At 38.8% G+C, this 18,296-nt stretch carries 18 protein-coding genes; 2 read left to right on the forward strand and 16 right to left on the reverse strand.

Going from position 1 to position 18,296, the window contains the following annotated elements; all coding sequences use genetic code 11:
- Window positions 1-181: 181 nt before the first annotated feature.
- The 3 genes from ACFSFY_RS11305 to yneA form a co-directional block, all read right to left on the reverse strand.
- Window positions 182-415 (reverse strand): DUF896 domain-containing protein, encoded by a 234-nt coding sequence (locus ACFSFY_RS11305; protein WP_381538097.1) that lies wholly within the window; start codon window positions 413-415, stop codon window positions 182-184.
- A gap of 67 nt (window positions 416-482) precedes the next feature.
- The gene (locus ACFSFY_RS11310; protein WP_381538098.1) at window positions 483-1,142 is read right to left on the reverse strand and encodes a YneB family resolvase-like protein; all 660 of its coding nucleotides are present in this window, start codon (window positions 1,140-1,142) and stop codon (window positions 483-485) included.
- Window positions 1,142-1,459 carry a cell division suppressor protein YneA gene (yneA, locus tag ACFSFY_RS11315; protein WP_381538100.1) on the reverse strand — a complete coding sequence of 106 codons (318 nt, stop codon included), beginning with the start codon at window positions 1,457-1,459 and terminating at the stop codon, window positions 1,142-1,144. Before yneA ends, ACFSFY_RS11310 begins: the two co-directional genes overlap by 1 nt.
- 204 nt (window positions 1,460-1,663) lie before the next feature.
- On the opposite strand from yneA, the gene lexA reads away from it, so the two are divergent.
- Window positions 1,664-2,284: a transcriptional repressor LexA gene (gene lexA, locus ACFSFY_RS11320; RefSeq protein ID WP_381538102.1), complete on the forward strand. Its 621-nt coding sequence runs from the start codon at window positions 1,664-1,666 to the stop codon at window positions 2,282-2,284.
- A 52-nt stretch (window positions 2,285-2,336) separates the two neighbouring features.
- Here lexA and ACFSFY_RS11325 read toward each other — a convergent pair whose 3' ends face one another.
- Entirely contained in the window at window positions 2,337-3,602 is a 1,266-nt protein-coding gene (locus ACFSFY_RS11325; protein ID WP_381538104.1) for a methionine gamma-lyase family protein, read from the reverse strand.
- A gap of 142 nt (window positions 3,603-3,744) precedes the next feature.
- Here ACFSFY_RS11325 and ACFSFY_RS11330 point away from each other — a divergent pair, with 142 nt between their 5' ends.
- On the forward strand, window positions 3,745-4,347 hold the full coding sequence (locus tag ACFSFY_RS11330; RefSeq protein WP_381538105.1) for a trimeric intracellular cation channel family protein: 603 nt from the start codon (window positions 3,745-3,747) through the stop codon (window positions 4,345-4,347).
- Window positions 4,348-4,390: 43 nt separating this feature from the next.
- Here ACFSFY_RS11330 and hfq read toward each other — a convergent pair whose 3' ends face one another.
- From hfq to rny, 12 genes are all read right to left on the reverse strand, one after another.
- Window positions 4,391-4,615 (reverse strand): RNA chaperone Hfq, encoded by a 225-nt coding sequence (hfq, locus tag ACFSFY_RS11335; protein WP_381538107.1) that lies wholly within the window; start codon window positions 4,613-4,615, stop codon window positions 4,391-4,393.
- Between the two features lie 42 nt (window positions 4,616-4,657).
- On the reverse strand, window positions 4,658-5,596 hold the full coding sequence (gene miaA, locus ACFSFY_RS11340) for a tRNA (adenosine(37)-N6)-dimethylallyltransferase MiaA (protein WP_381538109.1): 939 nt from the start codon (window positions 5,594-5,596) through the stop codon (window positions 4,658-4,660).
- Entirely contained in the window at window positions 5,593-6,507 is a 915-nt protein-coding gene (locus tag ACFSFY_RS11345; protein WP_381538111.1) for an alpha/beta fold hydrolase, read from the reverse strand. The genes miaA and ACFSFY_RS11345 overlap by 4 nt, the downstream gene beginning before the upstream one ends.
- An 85-nt stretch (window positions 6,508-6,592) precedes the next feature.
- Window positions 6,593-8,086 carry a glycerol kinase GlpK gene (gene glpK / locus ACFSFY_RS11350; protein WP_381538113.1) on the reverse strand — a complete coding sequence of 498 codons (1,494 nt, stop codon included), beginning with the start codon at window positions 8,084-8,086 and terminating at the stop codon, window positions 6,593-6,595.
- Between the two features lie 14 nt (window positions 8,087-8,100).
- Window positions 8,101-9,891 carry a DNA mismatch repair endonuclease MutL gene (gene mutL, locus ACFSFY_RS11355; RefSeq protein WP_381538115.1) on the reverse strand — a complete coding sequence of 597 codons (1,791 nt, stop codon included), beginning with the start codon at window positions 9,889-9,891 and terminating at the stop codon, window positions 8,101-8,103.
- A 5-nt stretch (window positions 9,892-9,896) separates the two neighbouring features.
- The gene (gene mutS / locus ACFSFY_RS11360) at window positions 9,897-12,455 is read right to left on the reverse strand and encodes a DNA mismatch repair protein MutS (protein ID WP_381538117.1); all 2,559 of its coding nucleotides are present in this window, start codon (window positions 12,453-12,455) and stop codon (window positions 9,897-9,899) included.
- Between the two features lie 166 nt (window positions 12,456-12,621).
- Window positions 12,622-13,206, reverse strand: coding sequence for an outer spore coat protein CotE (gene cotE, locus ACFSFY_RS11365; protein ID WP_381539055.1), 585 nt, complete (start codon window positions 13,204-13,206; stop codon window positions 12,622-12,624).
- 101 nt (window positions 13,207-13,307) lie between these two features.
- Window positions 13,308-13,739 carry a YlbF/YmcA family competence regulator gene (locus ACFSFY_RS11370; RefSeq protein ID WP_381538119.1) on the reverse strand — a complete coding sequence of 144 codons (432 nt, stop codon included), beginning with the start codon at window positions 13,737-13,739 and terminating at the stop codon, window positions 13,308-13,310.
- Window positions 13,739-15,289: a tRNA (N6-isopentenyl adenosine(37)-C2)-methylthiotransferase MiaB gene (gene miaB, locus ACFSFY_RS11375; RefSeq protein WP_381538121.1), complete on the reverse strand. Its 1,551-nt coding sequence runs from the start codon at window positions 15,287-15,289 to the stop codon at window positions 13,739-13,741. Before miaB ends, ACFSFY_RS11370 begins: the two co-directional genes overlap by 1 nt.
- A 210-nt stretch (window positions 15,290-15,499) precedes the next feature.
- The gene (locus ACFSFY_RS11380) at window positions 15,500-15,766 is read right to left on the reverse strand and encodes a stage V sporulation protein S (RefSeq protein ID WP_381538122.1); all 267 of its coding nucleotides are present in this window, start codon (window positions 15,764-15,766) and stop codon (window positions 15,500-15,502) included.
- Between the two features lie 86 nt (window positions 15,767-15,852).
- Entirely contained in the window at window positions 15,853-16,650 is a 798-nt protein-coding gene (locus ACFSFY_RS11385) for a TIGR00282 family metallophosphoesterase (protein ID WP_381538123.1), read from the reverse strand.
- 66 nt (window positions 16,651-16,716) lie between these two features.
- The gene (gene rny / locus ACFSFY_RS11390) at window positions 16,717-18,282 is read right to left on the reverse strand and encodes a ribonuclease Y (protein WP_381538124.1); all 1,566 of its coding nucleotides are present in this window, start codon (window positions 18,280-18,282) and stop codon (window positions 16,717-16,719) included.
- Window positions 18,283-18,296: the final 14 nt, after the last annotated feature.

Genomic DNA, 18,296 nt, shown 5'->3' on the forward strand with positions numbered 1-18,296 from the left:
AATTTCATTTTTTTAGCAACCTGTTCACTTTTGTCAAAGGGTTACTTTTTCAGCTGAAGTTCGACCCCTACTGAATTAGTAACTAACCAAAAAAATGTCTTGAAATATGTTGAAACTATTCTACACATACAAGTTTAGACAACCTATGAGCTAAATACAATACTGAATGCACTTCTGACACTTAGTTGAGATATTTTCCATCACGTAAACGCTTTACCTTATCTGGCGTAACATCGTTTCCTTCCGGATCAAGTACCTTCACATGTTCAATAGTATCACGCATTGAAGCACGGAATGACTCTAGATACTCTTTGCGTAAACGCGTTTGTTCTTTTGCTTCCTCGATTGATAATCCAGTTGTTTTAGCCTTATTTGCCAGGACATTAATGCGATCGATTTTCTCTTTAAATTGCAATTTTATTCCTCCATCTTTAATATAGAATGATTAAAACGTATACAAAAAAAGCAGAAAGTGCAACAAATCAGCCTTCCTGCTTTTTTTGATATTCAATATATCTACGATGAACGGTCGCTTTACTTACGTCATGTCCAAGCCCATTAAGTACACTTGTGATTTCTTCGTATGTAAGACCTTTAACCCTAAGGGAAACAATTTCACTAATCGGTATTTCAATTCGTTCTCTGCCTTCCATATTTCCTTTGTTTTTCAAGTTCCTCTCTGGTCTATAGCCCTTCTTAACGGCTCTTTTCATACCACGACGTATTTTGGCATTATGTAGTTTTCGTTGGTATTCCTCGACTATTGATAGGATTTCTAAAAGCATTGTGTCCATTTCATTTAAAGCAATTGGACCTTTATCGCTATGTGAATAAACTTCTGTGTTTGTTTTTTCAAGGAGATGCAGGACGGCCATACGTGCATTTCCACGTCCAAGTCTCGTTTCATCTTGGATGAGTACTGCATCAATTTCCTCATCCCGAACATATTCAAGTAAATCTAATAATCCTTCGCGATCAATGTCAAAACCACTATGCCGATCTGTAAATGTTTTCTGATTAATAAAACCTAGTTCTTCTGCCATTTGTTCAAGCTCTTCCTCTTGCCTAGATAAAGACTTATCTTGTTGTTCTTTATCTGTACTAACCCTACAATAACTAACGCTTTTTTTTACTTGGTTCATTATTTATCACCTGATGCTAGTTTTGCAATGTCCATATTTTCATCTTTCACCTTTTTTATAATGGGCATTTTTAAATCATCTCCAATTCGTAAATTAGTTGTCGAAAGGTTGTTCAAGTCCATTACTTTTTGAATCCACTGCTTTTTCGGTGTGTTTTCGGAGTAATAAACGGATAGTCCCCATAGTGTATCACCTTCTGAAATAATTATTTCTTCAAATGCAGGCTCACTACCTATTTTATTTGTCCCTATAAATGTAAATGTTATACATAAAGCAATTACAAGAAGTAAATAACTATTATTTTTAATGAAAGTCATCATTTCTCCCCCTAGCGAATGTTTGTTCGGAATACATGTTCTCATCATAATTCACTTTTTTTCAAAAGTCAACATCTATTTAGAACCTGTGTTTGCTTTTTTGAAAATCGACTGTTATACTAAAACTAATCAAAAGATTCCGTCCCAACAGGCATTATCACTGTAGGATGGTTCTAGTAAACTATTAATTGAGAGGTGATTCTTATGAAAAAAATATCTAAACGACAAGAGGATATTATGAGTTTTATTAAATCCGAAGTTCTGCAAAAAGGATATCCACCATCTGTTAGAGAAATTGGCGAGGCAGTTGGACTTGCTTCCAGTTCTACAGTTCACGGACATCTTGCCAGACTAGAAAGTAAAGGATTTATAAGAAGAGACCCAACTAAACCAAGAGCTATTGAAGTACTCGATCCTGAAGGATTGAATGCCTATAAACCAGGTGTTATTAATGTTCCACTGGTGGGTAAAGTTACAGCAGGTTTGCCGATTACAGCGATTGAAAATATTGAAGAGTATTTCCCGCTCCCTGAATCATTTGGTACATCCGAGGATAATTTATTCATGCTGGAGATTGTTGGTAACAGCATGATTGAAGCCGGTATTTTAAATGGGGATCATGTTGTCGTTAAACAACAACAGACTGCACAAAATGGTGAAATTGTTGTTGCGATGACAGATGATGATGAGGCAACTGTGAAACGATTCTTTAAAGAGAAAAACTATTTTAGATTGCAACCGGAAAACTCTTCTATGGAACCTATTATTTTAGATAATGTATCGATTTTAGGTAAAGTTGTTGGGGTATATCGGACAATTCATTAATTCATAAGAAAAAAAGGAATCGTTCTCACAAAATGTGAGAACGATTCCTTTTTTAATTTGTTTTGATCAGATTTTCTTTTACAAGCTTAGCAATTGAAGACAAGACCGCTACTTTTACATGTTCATATGTAAGTCCACCCTGTACATAGGCAGTAAATGGTGGCCGAATTGGGCCGTCTGCTGTTAACTCAATGCTTGAACCTTGTATAAACGTTCCTGCAGCCATTATAACGTCGTCGGTGTAACCAGGCATATAAGACGGTTCAGGTGCGAAGTGTGCATTAATAGGCGAGTTTTCTTGAATCGATCTGCAAAAAGCAATCATCTGCTTAGCATTTTCAAATGAAACTGCTTGGATCAAATCGGTTCGTTTCACTGAATAATGTGGTGTCGTTTCCAAACCAAAGTCCTCTAGTAATGCTGCCGTAAAATGCGCACCCTTTACCGCTTGACTCACAACATGTGGTGCAAGAAAGAATCCTTGGAACATTTCACGAAGCGTGTCTAGTGAAGCACCAGCTTCAGCACCGAGTCCAGGTGATGTCATACGGTAGCCACATTGTTCTATAATATCTGCTCGACCCGCAATATAACCACCCGTTCGAACGAGTCCCCCACCAGGATTTTTAATAAGCGAACCCGCCATTAGATCAGCGCCCACATCCGTCGGTTCCTTCTCTTCTACAAACTCACCGTAGCAATTATCAACGAAAACAATAAGTTCCGAATTGATCTCTTTAATGTTTCGAATCATCACTTCAATTTCTTCTATCGTAAAAGAAGGACGATCAGAGTAACCTCTAGAACGTTGAATCGCAACCATTTTTGTTTTGCTATGAATATTATTTATGACTTCTTCAAAATTAACTGAACCATCTAAGTTTAGATCAATGTGTTTGTAAGTGATTCCGTAATCATACAAAGAACCAGTATCTTTGCCTTTTCCAGATACAATCGATTCCAGTGTGTCATATGGTTTACCTGTAATATACAGTAATTCATCACCAGGCCTTAATACGCCGAATAAGCTAATGGAAATTGCATGCGTTCCCGAAATGATTTGGTTTCGCACGAGACATGCCTCTGCTCCAAATACTTCAGCATACACTTTTTCCAATACATCTCGACCTTCATCATCATAGCCATACCCTGTAGAGCCGTTTAGATGGAAATCACTCACCCTATTATTTCTAAAAGCAGCAAGCACTTTACTTTGATTCATAAAAGCGGTTTTTTCGATGACACTAAAATAAGGTATCAGTTTTCGTTCGATTTCCTCAGACTTTGTGAGCAATGCATTATTTTCGTCAGCAAACATTATTTATTCCTCTTTCTTTTTACATATTCCATTCATTATCTTATCACTTTGCTCGTTGTCGTCAATCTTTTATGCACGTCAAGTTGCTTGTTTTAAAGATTCTGTTACTATAAATAAAATGGTTTGAAACGGAGGAAGTCGATTGGCCTGGGATGTCTTGAGTTTAATTGGCACAGTTGCATTTGCGGTTTCAGGTGCAATTGTTGCGATGGAAGTAAAATACGACTTATTCGGTGTATATATATTAGGTGTAGTTACCGCATTTGGAGGTGGCGCACTGCGTAATTTACTTATTGGTGTTCATACGGACACATTATGGGAGCAAGGATTTTTATTTAAAGCGGCACTCATTTCAATCACAATTATCTTCTTATCTTCTCATAATTTGCTGTCCCACTGGGAAAAATGGGGAATCTATTTTGATGCGATTGGATTAGCAGCCTTCGCTGTTCAAGGAGCGATGTTCGCAGTAGAACTCAATCTTCCTCTAAGTGCTGTAATTGTTGCTGCAGTTCTAACAGGTTCAGGTGGAGGTATTATTAGAGATCTTCTTGCTGGAAGAAAACCTCTCGTTTTTAGAATTGAAATTTACGGAGGCTGGGCAGCACTAGCGGGTTTAGTCATTGGGCTTGGTCTATTTGAAGGGGACGTTGCACTTTACATTATTCTCGCGCTTACAACGACTTTACGAATCCTCTCAATTATTTATAAATGGAGATTACCATTTCGAACAATGCCTGATTAAAAAACGGAGTAAGGATTACATCCCCTACTCCGTTTTACATTTGTTATTCTTCTGGATTCAGTATCACATTTTTTGATGGAAGAAATGTTGATATTGCATGTTTATAGATGAGGTGCTGTTTGCCATCCGCTTCAATAAGTACTGTAAAATTATCGTAAGATTTGATAAGTCCTTTTAATTGAAAGCCGTTTATTAAAAATATTGTGACAAAAGTGCTGTTTTTCCTCAATCCATTCAATACGATTTCCTGTAGATTCCCCTGTTTCATACGCGAGCTCCTCCTGTTGTAAAACTATATTCATTCACTCTTTTATATCTTTCGCTTTTTATCGTTAATATCCTTCAATATTCCAATAATTATTACTTTTGTTCCTAATTTTGCATCATACCATGAAATTTCTAGCTTATTCCTAAAATAGGTCAATTGTCTTTTTGCATAGTTCCTAGTATTTTTTTTAATTAATTCAATCGATTCCTCAAATGTACTATGCCCTTCGATGTATTGATGAATCTCTTTATAGCCAATCGCTTGAACGGACTGCATATTCCGAATCCCCAAATTCCATAAGTTTTCCGCTTCTTTCAAGAGTCCCTTTTGAATCATTACATCCACTCGTTCGTTGATTCGCTCGTATAGAATTTCACGATCTACATCTAAACCAATAATAAGATGATCATACAGAGGTTGTTTACCTGCATCGTTTTCATGGTCTTCCTTAGTTCTGCCCGTCACTTCAATTATTTCTAGTGCGCGGACAAGTCGTTGATGGTTATTAGGATGGACCTTTTCTGCACTTAATGGATCTAAGGTAGCCAATCGCTTGTGTAAAATCCCACTTCCGTATTCTAAGAGTTCCTCTTCTAGACGTTTTCTAACCAAAGGGTCTGAAGCTTCTTCAGTGAACCGAAAATCAAACAATACAGACTGAATGTAGAGCCCTGTGCCACCTACAATTATAGGAATCTTTCCACGATCTTGTATGTCTTTTATCCAATTACGAACCTCAGTCTGATACTGAGCAACTGAAAACGTTTCATTTGGCTCTTTAATATCAAACATATGATGTGGAATGCCTTCCATTTCTTCGTTAGTAATTTTTGCGGTCCCAATATCTAATCCTTTGTATACTTGCATTGCATCACCGTTAATCACTTCTCCGCCTATAGCTTTAGCTAGTTCAATACTAACAGCAGTTTTACCGGACGCAGTGGGACCAACTATAGCGATGACTTCTGGACAATTTATCATCGACTTTCCATCCACTCCCAAATCATTTGAAAGACCTCATCTGAATTTGTATCATTCACTACTTCATGTCGACTTTCATCATATAACATAACGGTAACATCCTTAATTCCAGCATGGTCGTAGCCTTTCGCAACATCCCATATAGCTTTCCCATAATTCCCGACAGGATCTTTCAAACCCGAAAACAACAATATGGGCAATGTCTTTCGTATTTTTGCAATCTCTTTTTTCTTATGAATAATTCCAAGACCGTCAAATAGATCTGAGAAAAACTGTGTCGTTGGTACGAATCCACAATACTTGTCTTGCATATATGATTCTATAACTTCGGGATTTTTTGATAACCAATCAAATTTAGTCATAGGGTGGTCGATTTTTCGATTGAACCCGCCAAAAACTACTTTGTCTAGCAGTTCATTTGGCTGATCAAAACCGTGTGTTCTTCCTAGAACCTGAACGAGTGCTTTTCCTCCGTAGCGTGCCAAACCAGGATCCCCTCCCGTACCCGAAAATACCGCACAATCAATTCCATCACCAAATTTTTGAATATACCGCCGACCAATGAAGGATCCCATACTGTGACCAAAAAGAGTGAACTTCGGAGTGGAGTAGACATTCTGAAAATATGTAACGATTTCAAATGCATCATCAATCATGCGCTCAAAACCACTATCTTCAGCAATATATCCTTGGATACCATTGATTTGCGATGTTCTCCCATGTCCTCTATGATCGTGGCTCGAAACAACATATCCCTTTTTCACGAATTCAGTTGCAAATTCAATATACCTTCGACTATGCTCCGCCATACCGTGAAGTATATGAAGATGACCTATAGGTATTCCTTCAGGTTCCATAACGTATGCATAAATTGAAAAACCATCCGACATTTCCAATGACATTTCCTTCATTATCTCAGTCCCCCTTTATGGCACTATATCTCATTGCATTATGTTCAATGACTTCAATATTTATCCAACTAGTTGTTGGAATTCATCAAAGTTTAAAAACCCGTGCCGCCTCAACTGCTTTTTTCCAACCTTTGTATAATTCGTCCCGTTCGTCTTCCGCCATTTGTGGTGAATACGTCTTTTCTTTTGACCAAAGCGATTCAACCTCTTCGATTGATTTCCAAAAGCCTGTTGCAAGACCTGCCAAATATGCAGCGCCAAGTGCAGTCGTTTCTTTATATCTCGATAATTCTACATCTGCCTGTAATAGATCACTTTGAAATTGCATTAGAAATTCATTTGCAACCGCTCCACCATCCGCACGTAAGATACCAATTTCCATCCCTGCATCCATTTCCATCGTAAGAAGCACGTCTTTTGATTGATAAGCTAAAGATTCAATTGTTGCACGAATGAAATGTTCCTTCTCAGTACCACGAGTTATCCCAAAGACCGCACCACGAGCGTCAGAGTCCCAGTAAGGGGTTCCAAGTCCTACAAAGGCAGGAACAACATAAACACCCTCTGAAGAAGCGATACGAGTTGCATAGGCCTCTGCATCCGAGGAATTTTGTATCATTCGAAGCCCATCTCGTAGCCACTGCACGGCTGACCCCGCAACAAAGACACTTCCTTCAAGCGCATAAGTAACTTCACCGTTCAGCCCCCATGCAATTGTCGTAAGTAAACCATTATCTGAACGAACCATTTTATCGCCCGTATTGAGGAGCATGAAACAGCCTGTTCCATATGTGTTTTTAGCCATGCCTTTTGTGAAACACGCCTGACCAAATAAAGCACATTGCTGATCCCCGGCCGCACCTGCTATAGGAACTTCTACACCAAAAAATATGGTTGGATCGGTATTCGCATAAATTTCGGAAGAGGGTCGAACTTCTGGCAACATAATTGGTGGAATTTGCAACAATTCACAAAGCTCCAAGTCCCACTTCAATTCACCAATGTTGTAAAGCATTGTCCGGGATGCGTTGGAATAATCCGTTACATGAACTTTCCCTCCAGATAATTTCCAAATTAGAAATGAATCTATCGTTCCAAATAATAAATCTCCTGCTTCTGCAAGTTGTTGAGCACCTTTTACATGATCCAGGATCCACCGAACTTTTGTTGCTGAAAAATACGGATCCAGTCTCAATCCAGTTTTTTCGTGAATCTGTTTTTCATGACCCGCTTCTCGAAGACCATCTACAATTTCTTGCGTTTGTCTGGATTGCCAAACAATCGCATGATAAATCGGTGCCCCAGTTTTTTTATTCCAAACGACGGTTGTTTCACGTTGGTTCGTAATGCCAATGCCATCAATGTCTTCTGCTTGCTTTCCACTTTCCGTCAACACGGTTGCTATAACGGCTAGGACAGAGCCCCATATTTCATTTGCATTGTGTTCAACCCAACCCGGCTTTGGGAAGTATTGCCTAAATTCACGCTGCGCAGAATGCACCATATCGCCTTCACGGTTAAAGAGAATGGCCCTTGTACTGGTTGTTCCCTGATCGATTGATAAAATATAATCTCCCATCGTAGACCCCCCTTTTACATCACTCTTTTGAACATCTTCTCAATTTCATAAGTTGTAAAATGGACGAGAACCGGTCGCCCATGTGGACACGTAAATGGATTTTCAGAATCCGAAAGATCTTTTAACAATCGCTCCATATCCCCAAGTGTTAAATAGTGATTTGCTTTAATTGATTTTTTACAGCTCATCATAATTGCAGCATCTTCTCGAAGTTTACCAATATCAATCTTCCGGGAAGTCAAAACTTGCTCAATGATATTTTCAATGATTTCAGATTCCTCACCTTCTGGAAACCATGATGGAAACTCCTTCACTACATATGAAGTAGGTCCAAACTCTTCTAAAAAGATTCCTACTTCTTCAAACAAAAACATGCTTTCCTCAATCTTTGTCTTGTCGTCTGCTGAATAGTGAAACATTAGGGGAATAAGAAGAAGTTGGCGTTCTTTATTATCCGAGTCTTTTAATTTGTCTCTAAAGAATTCATATTTAATTCGTTCTTGTGCCGCATGCTGATCAATCATGAAAAAGCCGTCTTCATTTTGGGCGATAATATACGTTCCATGAACTTGACCAACAGGAAAAAGCGTAGGAAATCTTTTTTCCGGTTCGACTGGTAACTCATCTTCTAATTCCGGACTTTCATTTACTATCCAACTGTCTTCCACCGTAACATTCTCGACTTCGCTATACGTTGTTGGTTGAATTGTAGTATTGGCCGGAATTGTCGGACGAGCATGATTTATGTTTTTCCACAGATTCCCCTGTTCGGAAGGCTTCGAGACTACTTTTTCTTTCTTCACCGCACTTGGAACAATTACATTTTGACGAATTGCTTGTCCAATTGCTTCTTGTATAAGTGATAACAATTCCCCTTCTTTACTCATCCGGATTTGTTGCTTGGAAGGGTGTACATTGACGTCCGTTAGAATGGGATCTCCCACAATATTTACGATTGCAATGGGCAAGCGCCCGATTGGTAAATACGTATGAAATGCATCAAGGATTGCCCGATCGATAGCGTAGCTTTTCACCCATCTGCCATTGACCATTAGTGTTATATAATTTCTAGAAGCTCTCGTTTGCTCAGGGAGCGATACATAGCCACTCACTTTGTAGTCTGCATTACTTCCTTCAAATGAAATCATTTTTTTCGCCAAACCGATACCGTAAATATCTGAGAAAACACGTAATTGATCGCCACTTCCAGATGTTTGTAAAATCGTTTGACTGTAATGCGTTAATTTAAATGCGATTTCCGGATGACTTAGGGCAAGTCTATTCACAAGTCCAATAGTATGCCCGAGTTCCGTCTGAATTGTTTTCATGTATTTAAGTCGTGCAGGCGTATTGTAAAAAAGTTGCGAGACCGTAATATCCGTTCCTTTTCGAAGGGCAGCACTCTTATGTGAGATTAAATGTCCTCCTTCGATATGAACTTCTGTACCCGTTGTTTCGCCGTCCGATGTCCATAAATTAATTTTCGTGACAGACGCAATACTAGCAAGAGCCTCACCGCGAAAGCCTAATGTTCGAATCCGAAACAAATCATGCTCATTCATTATCTTACTCGTTGCATGACGTTCAAATGACTGGACAGCATCAACCGAACTCATTCCTTTTCCGTTATCCGTTACACGAATCTTCATGAGACCTGCTTCTTCTAGTGCAATCTCAATAATAGTGCTGTCAGCATCAATCGAGTTTTCAACAAGTTCTTTGACTATAGAAGCGGGACGCTCTACAACTTCGCCAGCCGCAATTTTATTCGATAATAGATCGTCCATCACTTTGATGATATTCACGCTAATCATCCTTTCTTAATGCTTAGCTTCTCTTTCAATTCAAAAACGTATTGTAAAGCGAGTAACGGCGTCATATTGAGTACATCTTTTTCTTGTAAGTTGTTTAGTACTTCTTTTTCTTCAGTTGTAATCGAGTCGCCAGACTCATTTTGAATATCAAAAAAGGCTAATTGCTCTGGTTCATTAAAATGTTGTGGTGCTGTTTTCTCGCTTTCGAATCTTTCCAATAATTCCTTTGCACGCTTCAGTAAAGGTTCTGGAAGTCCTGCAAGATCTGCAACGTAAATTCCGTAACTTCTATCAGCAGCGCCTTTCATTACTTTATGCAAAAAGACTACTTTTCCATCTTGTTCCATAGCAGCAACATGCACATTTTCAAGTCTCGCTAACTCGTTATCAAGATTTGTTAGTTCATGGTAATGTGTTGAAAATAGTGTGTTGGCACCAATTTCATCGTGAATATGCTCCATCATGGCTTGTGCAAGCGACATTCCATCGTACGTTGATGTACCACGACCGATTTCATCAAATAATAACAAGCTTTTTTCAGTTGCATTGGCAATCGCATGTTGAGACTCCATCATTTCCATCATAAATGTACTTTGACCCGATGCAAGATCATCCGCAGCTCCGATTCGAGTGAAAATTTGATCGGTTACAGGGAGAAGTGCTGTGTCGCAAGGGACATAACAACCAATTTGGGCCATTACAACGGTGAGAGCTATCTGACGCATGTACGTACTTTTACCGGACATATTTGGACCTGTAATGAGTAACATATTCGCATCATCTGTTAAGATGCAGTTATTTGGAACATATAAAGAATGATCCATCATTTTTTCCACAACAGGATGTCGACCATTTTTTATTTCCAACGCTTTACCTTCGTGGAATACCGGTTTTACGTAGTTTTGATTTTCGGACACAGTTGAAAATGCTAAAAGTACATCCAACTCACTTAAAACAGATGCTAACTTTTGTATTTCTCTTATATGAACTTTCATCTCATCGCGAAGTGTGCTAAATAAATCGTATTCAAGTTCAAGACCTTCAGACTCCGCATTTAAGATCAAATCTTCCTTTTCTTTCAGTTCAGGTGTTATGTAACGTTCTGCATTCGCCAGCGTTTGTTTGCGTTCATATCGCTCTAAATCAGCTAAATGAATATTGGATTTTGTAATTTCAATATAATAGCCGAATACTCGGTTATACCCTATCTTTAAAGTTCTAATACCTGTTCGAACACGTTCTTCTTGTTCTAATTCAGCGAGCCAAACTTTACCGTTTTTCGCTGCATCGCGATATGTATCTAGCTTTTGATGATAACCATCTTTTATTACGCCGCCATCTTTTATTGATAAAGGAGGATTTTCTGCAATTCCATCTTCCAATTTACAACGAATTTCATCGCATAAATGAATCCGGTTGGAAAACTCACCCAGTAATGATCTGCCGGAATTTGCAAGTGCTGTTTTAATATCGGGAACTTTTCGAAGTGAATTTCGAAGTTGTGCAAGATCTCTACCGTTCGCACTTCCCATCGAAATTCGACCCGCTAAACGTTCAAGGTCATACACTTCTTTTAAACTTGTTTTCAACTCATCTTTCAAGAAGTATTCTTCAATTAATTCAGTTACGGCTTCGTTTCTTTTTTCTATTTCCTTAATGTCCGCCAGAGGTTGATGTATCCACATTTTCAGTTTTCGAGCACCCATCGCTGTAACTGTTTCGTCTAACAACCAATAAAGGGACCCTTCTTTCGTACTGTTGCGAATGGATTGAACAAGTTCCAAATTCCGCATTGAATTCGCATCTATGGATAATAGAGCCTGCTTTTGGATGAATTCAAATGGACGTATATGTTCCAGTGCATTTTTTTGCGTCCTTTTCACATATGTAAAAAGTTTACTGCATGCTTCCAGTACATCCTCCGGAACAAATGCATCCGTTTCTGGAATTTCTTCACCGTATTCAATAGATAGAACAATATTACGTTTACTCATGCTGCCGCTTAGTGCTATATGCAATCCTTCTCCAACAACAACTTCTTTCATTCCAAGCGCTTCAATTTCAGAGATTAAGGTACGCTCGTCTCCAATTACATATTGTACTTTCCCTTCACCTGTTGATAAATCGAGATAGGCAAGTGCATATTTATTATCCTCGATACAATCTGCTGAACCGATAAAATGATTCGTATTCGTATCAATACTTTTTCCTTCCGTCATCGTGCCCGGTGTTACGATACGCACAACACCTCTTTTAACAATTCCTTTTGCAGTTCTAGGGTCTTCCATTTGTTCACATATTGCTACTTTATGTCCTTTTTGCACAAGTGTTTCGATATAACCTGCAGCCGCATGATACGGGACCCCACACATCGGAATTCGATTGCCACTGCTGGCATCACGACTTGTTAAAGTAATTTCAAGAATTTGAGAAGCTTCTTCTGCATCTGTAAAAAAAAGTTCATAGAAATCGCCTAATCTGAAGAATAGAAAAGCATCTTCATGGTCCGCTTTAACTTTCAAGTATTGTTGAATCATTGGTGTGTGTGTTGTCATTTTTTAACCTCGCTACATAAATTATTTTCGTTTTTACGATTTCCCTTTATTATACCAAACTAAATGAATAATAGTGCAAGCACCTCTTGTTTGCTTGCTCATCTATCATAAATTAATATCGCTTCATTCGTAAAATAAAAAAAAGCCGGATAAAATTTCCCGGCTTTTAGAATGGTTTCGAATCTCTTCCTCTTCTCGGATCGGACCCTTCAGTGTTTACTGGTTCTTGCATCGATTTCTTTTCAGGTTCATGTACTAGATGATTCGATGATTCATCATTATACGGCCACTCTTCTTCGAAGTTAGTCGGATGAACCGAGATAGCAACTTTCGTTTCCCCAACTACTTCAGCAAGCAGTTCTCGTTCAACAGAGATAATGAACTTTTCACCGCAATCTGAAATGATTGCTTCCGTACAGTTGGGATGTTGCAAAACATTTACAAGAATATCCTCTTGACCCGACGTCGGCTCATCTCGGTAAGACAATCGAATTTTATCCTTGTACGGAATTGTTTCGGTAAAAACAGATGTCTTTGAATGGTCATGGTGTGAATACCAAACATTAATATCGAATTTTCCTGTAACCTCGATATATCTACCGCTTTTTTTCGCTTGATGAGTATGGTTGATCACCCAGCAACCAAGTATACTCGTTGGATTGTTTGGCGGTCTTAATGTCTCTTTTGACTCAGTTCGTTTTTTTCCTTTAGCAATAACTGCCTTAGTTACAATTTGACGTAAATTTTTCAGCTCTATTCCTCCTTCGTTTAGTTCAATTCATCTTATGCGAAAGAAGCCCAGAGCGTGAAAAAATCGGTAGAAATAATTTCCTACCGATTCGTCATATTGTATTAGAGTTTTTCATATGTAGTGTTTTTCACATATGACCCAGTTTCACCACGTAAAACATTACCGTCTGTAGATTTAATGATTTCGTCTGTGACACCATTTGATATTGTATTCGAAACGAGTTGTAAAAGATCATTTACTTCACCTTGCGAATCTTTGAATTCCTGAACGATTGGAACTGCATCGATTTCAGTTTGAATTTTTTCTATTTTACCTTCAATAATGCTTAATGCTTTTTCTTTACCATATTGCTGAAAATTCACAGCTTGTTTTTGTAGAGATTTCAAGCTTGCAATATTTTCTCTTACTTTTTGATTTTCATTGATTTGTTCTTCTGCACGTTTGTAAAACTCAACTTGCTCAGTGTTTGCAATCATTAAAGCAATTTCGCGTGCCTTTGCAATAATTTCATCTCTTGAATACTTTTTTTCCATTATAATAGCACCTCTTCTTTTTCTACTACGCTAATAAATTCACCATCAAGTGACCATGATTTAGCAGCTGTTATTTTTACATTCACCAGTTTTCCTATTGTTGAGTTTGGAGCGACAAAGTTAACGAGTTTACTTTTACGTGTATACCCTGCTAACACTTGATCATTTCGCTTACTTTCTCCTTCAACAAGAACTTCAACGATTTGACCTTCATACTTCATCATTGCTTCTTTCGAATACGCATTGACGAGACTATTCAGCGTTTGAAGACGCTCTTTTTTAACTTCCATTGGAATATTGTCTTTCATTTTAGCTGCTGGTGTACCATCACGCGGTGAATAAATGTATGTGAAAGCCATTTCAAAACCAACTTCTCTATACAAAGACATTGTTTCTTCAAACTGTTCATCTGTTTCATTTGGAAAGCCAACTATAATATCTGTCGTCAACGCAACATTTGGAATCGCTTCTTTAATTTTTTTGACAAGTGTCAAATATTCTTCTCGAGAATAAATTCTCCCCATAATTTTCAACATGGATGTTGAACCTGATTGAACAGGTAAATGGATGTGCTCGACAAGATTTCCGCCTTTTGCTAGGACAGCGATGAGTTCGTCATCAAAATCACGCGGATGGCTTGTAGTGAAGCGCACTCTTGGGATATCAATTTTCCGTAGATCATTCATAAGATCTCCGAATAGATATTCTACATCATCAAAATCTTTGCCGTATGCATTGACGTTTTGTCCAAGCAATGTAATTTCCTTATATCCATCGGCTGCAAGTTGTCTAATTTCATGAATGATATCTGCTGGTCTCCTGCTGCGTTCTTTACCACGCGTATACGGAACAATACAATATGTACAGAACTTATCACAGCCATACATAATGTTTACCCATGCTTTGATATTACCATGACGAACTTTTGGAAGGTTTTCAATAATGTCGCCTTCTTTTGACCACACTTCAATAACCATTTCTTTCGACATATAGGCTTCATGTAAAATATTGGGCAATCTATGGATATTATGCGTTCCAAAAATCATGTCCACTTGATCATACGTTTGCAGGATTTTATTCACAACAGATTCTTCTTGTGACATACATCCACACACGCCAATTAATATATCCGGATTTCTTTGTTTCAATGGTTTTAGATGTCCTAGTTCGCCGAATACTTTATTCTCAGCATTTTCACGGATAGCACATGTATTTAATAATATAATGTTTGCATCTTCAACAGTATTTGTAGGCTCATAACCAAGTCCCATAAAAATACCCGCCATTACTTCCGTGTCATGTTCGTTCATTTGACAGCCGTACGTTCGAATGTAAAATTTACGACCTTTTCCCATACCTAAAAATCGTTCTTCAATCTTAAAGTCGTCGTGATAGGCAATTTCTTCTTGACCACGTTTCTTCGCGTCTTTCAAGGATGGTTCCGTATATACCGTTTCAAAATATTGACTGTAGTCTTTTTCTTTATCACCTAAGCCTGGTGAAAGATCTGGCTTTATCAGTCCTGATTTCAAGCGTTGTTCTTCATTCATAACAATTCCCCTTTCCCATTTCCTTTTGGGAAGTTTATATTCATAAATATCATTATACGTAACTCTGGGTCCACTGTACAAGAAGAGGCCTGATTGTCGGTACTTTGTCACAGTTCAATTCATGTGAAAGTGCATACGCTTGCATCAAAAAACCATGGGAAATTAATTTCCACATGGTTTTTATATTTCTATTCATCTTAAAATGCCCTATTAGCGTGTTCGTTTTTCCACAAGGAGCTTAAGTGCCGTCCGTCCCTCGCCGTTAATGGTTATATCGGTGAATGCAGGAGCACATATTAAATCAGCTCCACTTGGTGCTACAAAGCCTCTTGCAATTGCAATTGCTTTTACTGCTTGGTTTAACGCACCCGCTCCAACTGCTTGCATTTCAGCATACCCCTGTTCTCGTATTACTGCGACGAGTGCACCAGCAACAGAATTCGGATTCGAGCGTGACGATACTTTTAATGGATTCACCATTTTTCCCCCTTATTTTTCGATGTCTATGGAGCGGAAATCTCCATAACCCATCCTATGAAAGGAGACGTTCGTTTAGACGCAAGTTAGTTTTGAAATGGTCGATCATCGTTAATGGAAACTCTTTCAACATGAATGGCTTTACCAGTTGTATCATCTATCTCGGTAAATAAACCATTCAACTGCGTTCGTCCCTCTTTGGGAACTTCAAAGCGAACCGGCATATTTGTTTTGAATCTATACAAAACATCTTCTTTTCGCATGCCTAGAATTTCATCATAAGGGCCTGTCATTCCAGCATCTGATAAATAAGCAGTTCCTCCAGGCAATATGCGGTCATCGGCCGTCTGGACGTGCGTATGCGTTCCTACGACCACCGAGGCAAGTCCATCAAGATGCCAACCCATCGCAATTTTTTCGCTTGTAGCTTCCGCATGGAAATCCACAAAGATTAGTGGAGATACTTGTTGTGCTTCCTTTACAAGTTCCGTTGCTTTTTCAAATGGATCACCATGTGGTGGTAAAAAAGTTCTGCCGTGCAAGTTAATGATTGATAACGTGATGCCGTTCTTAGATATTGTCGTCATTCCTTTTCCAGGAGCTTCATCAGAAAAGTTTGCAGGTCGAATGAGATAATCCGTTTCATCAATAAAATCAAAAATTTCTTTTTGATCCCATGTATGGTTTCCCATCGTTACTATATCTACTCCCGCACGCAATAAATCATCAAAAATCGACTTTGTGATTCCTCTACCAGAAGCAGCATTTTCACCATTTACAATTACAACATCTGGAGCATATTTCTTTTTTAAACGGGGTAAATACCTATAGATCATTTCACGTCCAGGGGAACCTACGATATCGCCAATAAATAAAATTTTCATTAATAAACCTCTCTCTTTTAAAAGAAAAAAAGGCACCCGGGCCGAAGTGCGCGGGTGCCCCAATTCTTATTTTGCGTATTCAACCGCTCTTGTTTCACGTATGACCGTAACTTTAATATGTCCTGGATAATTAAGTTCCTCTTCAATTCTTTTTCGAATATCACGAGCAAGTCGATGAGCTGTAATGTCATCGATTTTCTCAGGATGTACGATAATTCGTACCTCACGCCCAGCTTGTATTGCAAAGGATTTCTCAACACCCTCATAGGACTCTGAAATCTCTTCAAGTTTTTGTAATCTACGAATGTAGTTTTCAAGTGTTTCACTTCGTGCACCCGGTCGAGCAGCAGATAATGCATCCGCAGCAGCTACAAGGACCGCAATAACTGAAGTTGGCTCTGTGTCCCCGTGATGGGAAGCGATACTGTTAATAACAACAGGATGTTCTTTATATTTCGATGCCAGTTCAACACCTATTTCAACATGACTTCCTTCAACTTCATGGTCAATCGCTTTTCCGATGTCGTGAAGTAACCCAGCACGCCTTGCAAGTACTACATCTTCTCCTAACTCAGCCGCTAAAAGCCCAGTGAGGTATGCCACTTCTGTTGAATGTTTCAATACGTTTTGACCATAGCTTGTACGGAAACGTAATCTACCAATAATCTTAATTAAATCCGGATGAAGATTATGAATGCCAATATCAAATGTTGTCTGTTCACCAGTTTCACGAATAAGCTCGTCCACTTCACGTCTTGATTTGTCTACCATTTCTTCAATTCTTGCTGGGTGAATTCTTCCGTCTTGTACAAGTTTTTCAAGTGCGAGACGGGCTGTTTCACGTCGTATTGGATCGAATCCAGATAGAATAACTGCCTCTGGTGTATCGTCAATTATTAAATCGATTCCCGTTAACGTTTCAAGTGTACGAATATTACGGCCTTCACGACCAATAATTCGTCCCTTCATTTCGTCATTCGGTAAATTCACAACCGACACAGTTGTTTCTGCAACATGATCTGCTGCAAAACGTTGTAAAGCAATTGAGAGAATTTCACGCGCTTTTTTGTCTGACTCTTCTTTTGCGTTTAACTCCGCTTCTTTTGTCATAACAGCGATATCTGTAGCTAGTTCTTTTTCCACTTCGCTTAGGATGAGTTGCTTTGCCTCTTCCCGTGTGAGTGAAGATATTCTTTCAAGTTCTGTTTGCTGAATGGCGACCATTTCTTCCGCCTTGCGTTCCATCTGTTCATTTTGCTGTTGTCTTTCGGTAAGCGCTTCTTCTTTACGCTCAAGACCCGCTTCTCTTTTGTTGAGAGCATTTTCTTTGCGGTCAAGATTCTCTTCTCGTGACATGTGACGGTTTTCCTGTTTTTGCAGTTCTGCCCGTCGCTCACGAATCTCTGTTTCCGCTTCAATTCTCAGTTTGTGAGTTTCATCCTTCGCTTCAAGTAGTGCTTCTCTTTTCATGGCCTCCGCTTCTCGCATCGCCTCATCGACGATTGTTTCAGCCGTGTTTTTAGCACCCATCACTTTTGAATCGTTCACTTTCTTATTAACAAAATAGATAACAACGGCACCGACGATGAAACCAACCAAAGCGGAGATGATCATCACTAGTTCTAATGACATACAGGTCACCTCCT

This window comes from Sporosarcina siberiensis, assembly GCF_042681925.1.
Taxonomy (GTDB): Bacteria; Bacillota; Bacilli; order Bacillales_A; family Planococcaceae; genus Sporosarcina; species Sporosarcina siberiensis.

What these genes read in the sequence shown, in the direction of transcription:
- mutS (WP_381538117.1), bottom strand. Translation starts at nt 12,455, where the DNA reads ATGACAACACACACACCAATGATTCAACAATACTTGAAAGTTAAAGCG.
- lexA (WP_381538102.1), top strand. Translation starts at nt 1,664, where the DNA reads ATGAAAAAAATATCTAAACGACAAGAGGATATTATGAGTTTTATTAAA.
- miaB (WP_381538121.1), bottom strand. Translation starts at nt 15,289, where the DNA reads ATGAATGAAGAACAACGCTTGAAATCAGGACTGATAAAGCCAGATCTT.
- rny (WP_381538124.1), bottom strand. Translation starts at nt 18,282, where the DNA reads ATGTCATTAGAACTAGTGATGATCATCTCCGCTTTGGTTGGTTTCATC.
- ACFSFY_RS11310 (WP_381538098.1), bottom strand. Translation starts at nt 1,142, where the DNA reads ATGAACCAAGTAAAAAAAAGCGTTAGTTATTGTAGGGTTAGTACAGAT.
- hfq (WP_381538107.1), bottom strand. Translation starts at nt 4,615, where the DNA reads ATGAAACAGGGGAATCTACAGGAAATCGTATTGAATGGATTGAGGAAA.
- glpK (WP_381538113.1), bottom strand. Translation starts at nt 8,086, where the DNA reads ATGGGAGATTATATTTTATCAATCGATCAGGGAACAACCAGTACAAGG.
- ACFSFY_RS11385 (WP_381538123.1), bottom strand. Translation starts at nt 16,650, where the DNA reads ATGAAAATTTTATTTATTGGCGATATCGTAGGTTCCCCTGGACGTGAA.
- ACFSFY_RS11345 (WP_381538111.1), bottom strand. Translation starts at nt 6,507, where the DNA reads ATGAAGGAAATGTCATTGGAAATGTCGGATGGTTTTTCAATTTATGCA.
- yneA (WP_381538100.1), bottom strand. Translation starts at nt 1,459, where the DNA reads ATGACTTTCATTAAAAATAATAGTTATTTACTTCTTGTAATTGCTTTA.
- miaA (WP_381538109.1), bottom strand. Translation starts at nt 5,596, where the DNA reads ATGATAAATTGTCCAGAAGTCATCGCTATAGTTGGTCCCACTGCGTCC.
- ACFSFY_RS11325 (WP_381538104.1), bottom strand. Translation starts at nt 3,602, where the DNA reads ATGTTTGCTGACGAAAATAATGCATTGCTCACAAAGTCTGAGGAAATC.
- ACFSFY_RS11370 (WP_381538119.1), bottom strand. Translation starts at nt 13,739, where the DNA reads ATGGAAAAAAAGTATTCAAGAGATGAAATTATTGCAAAGGCACGCGAA.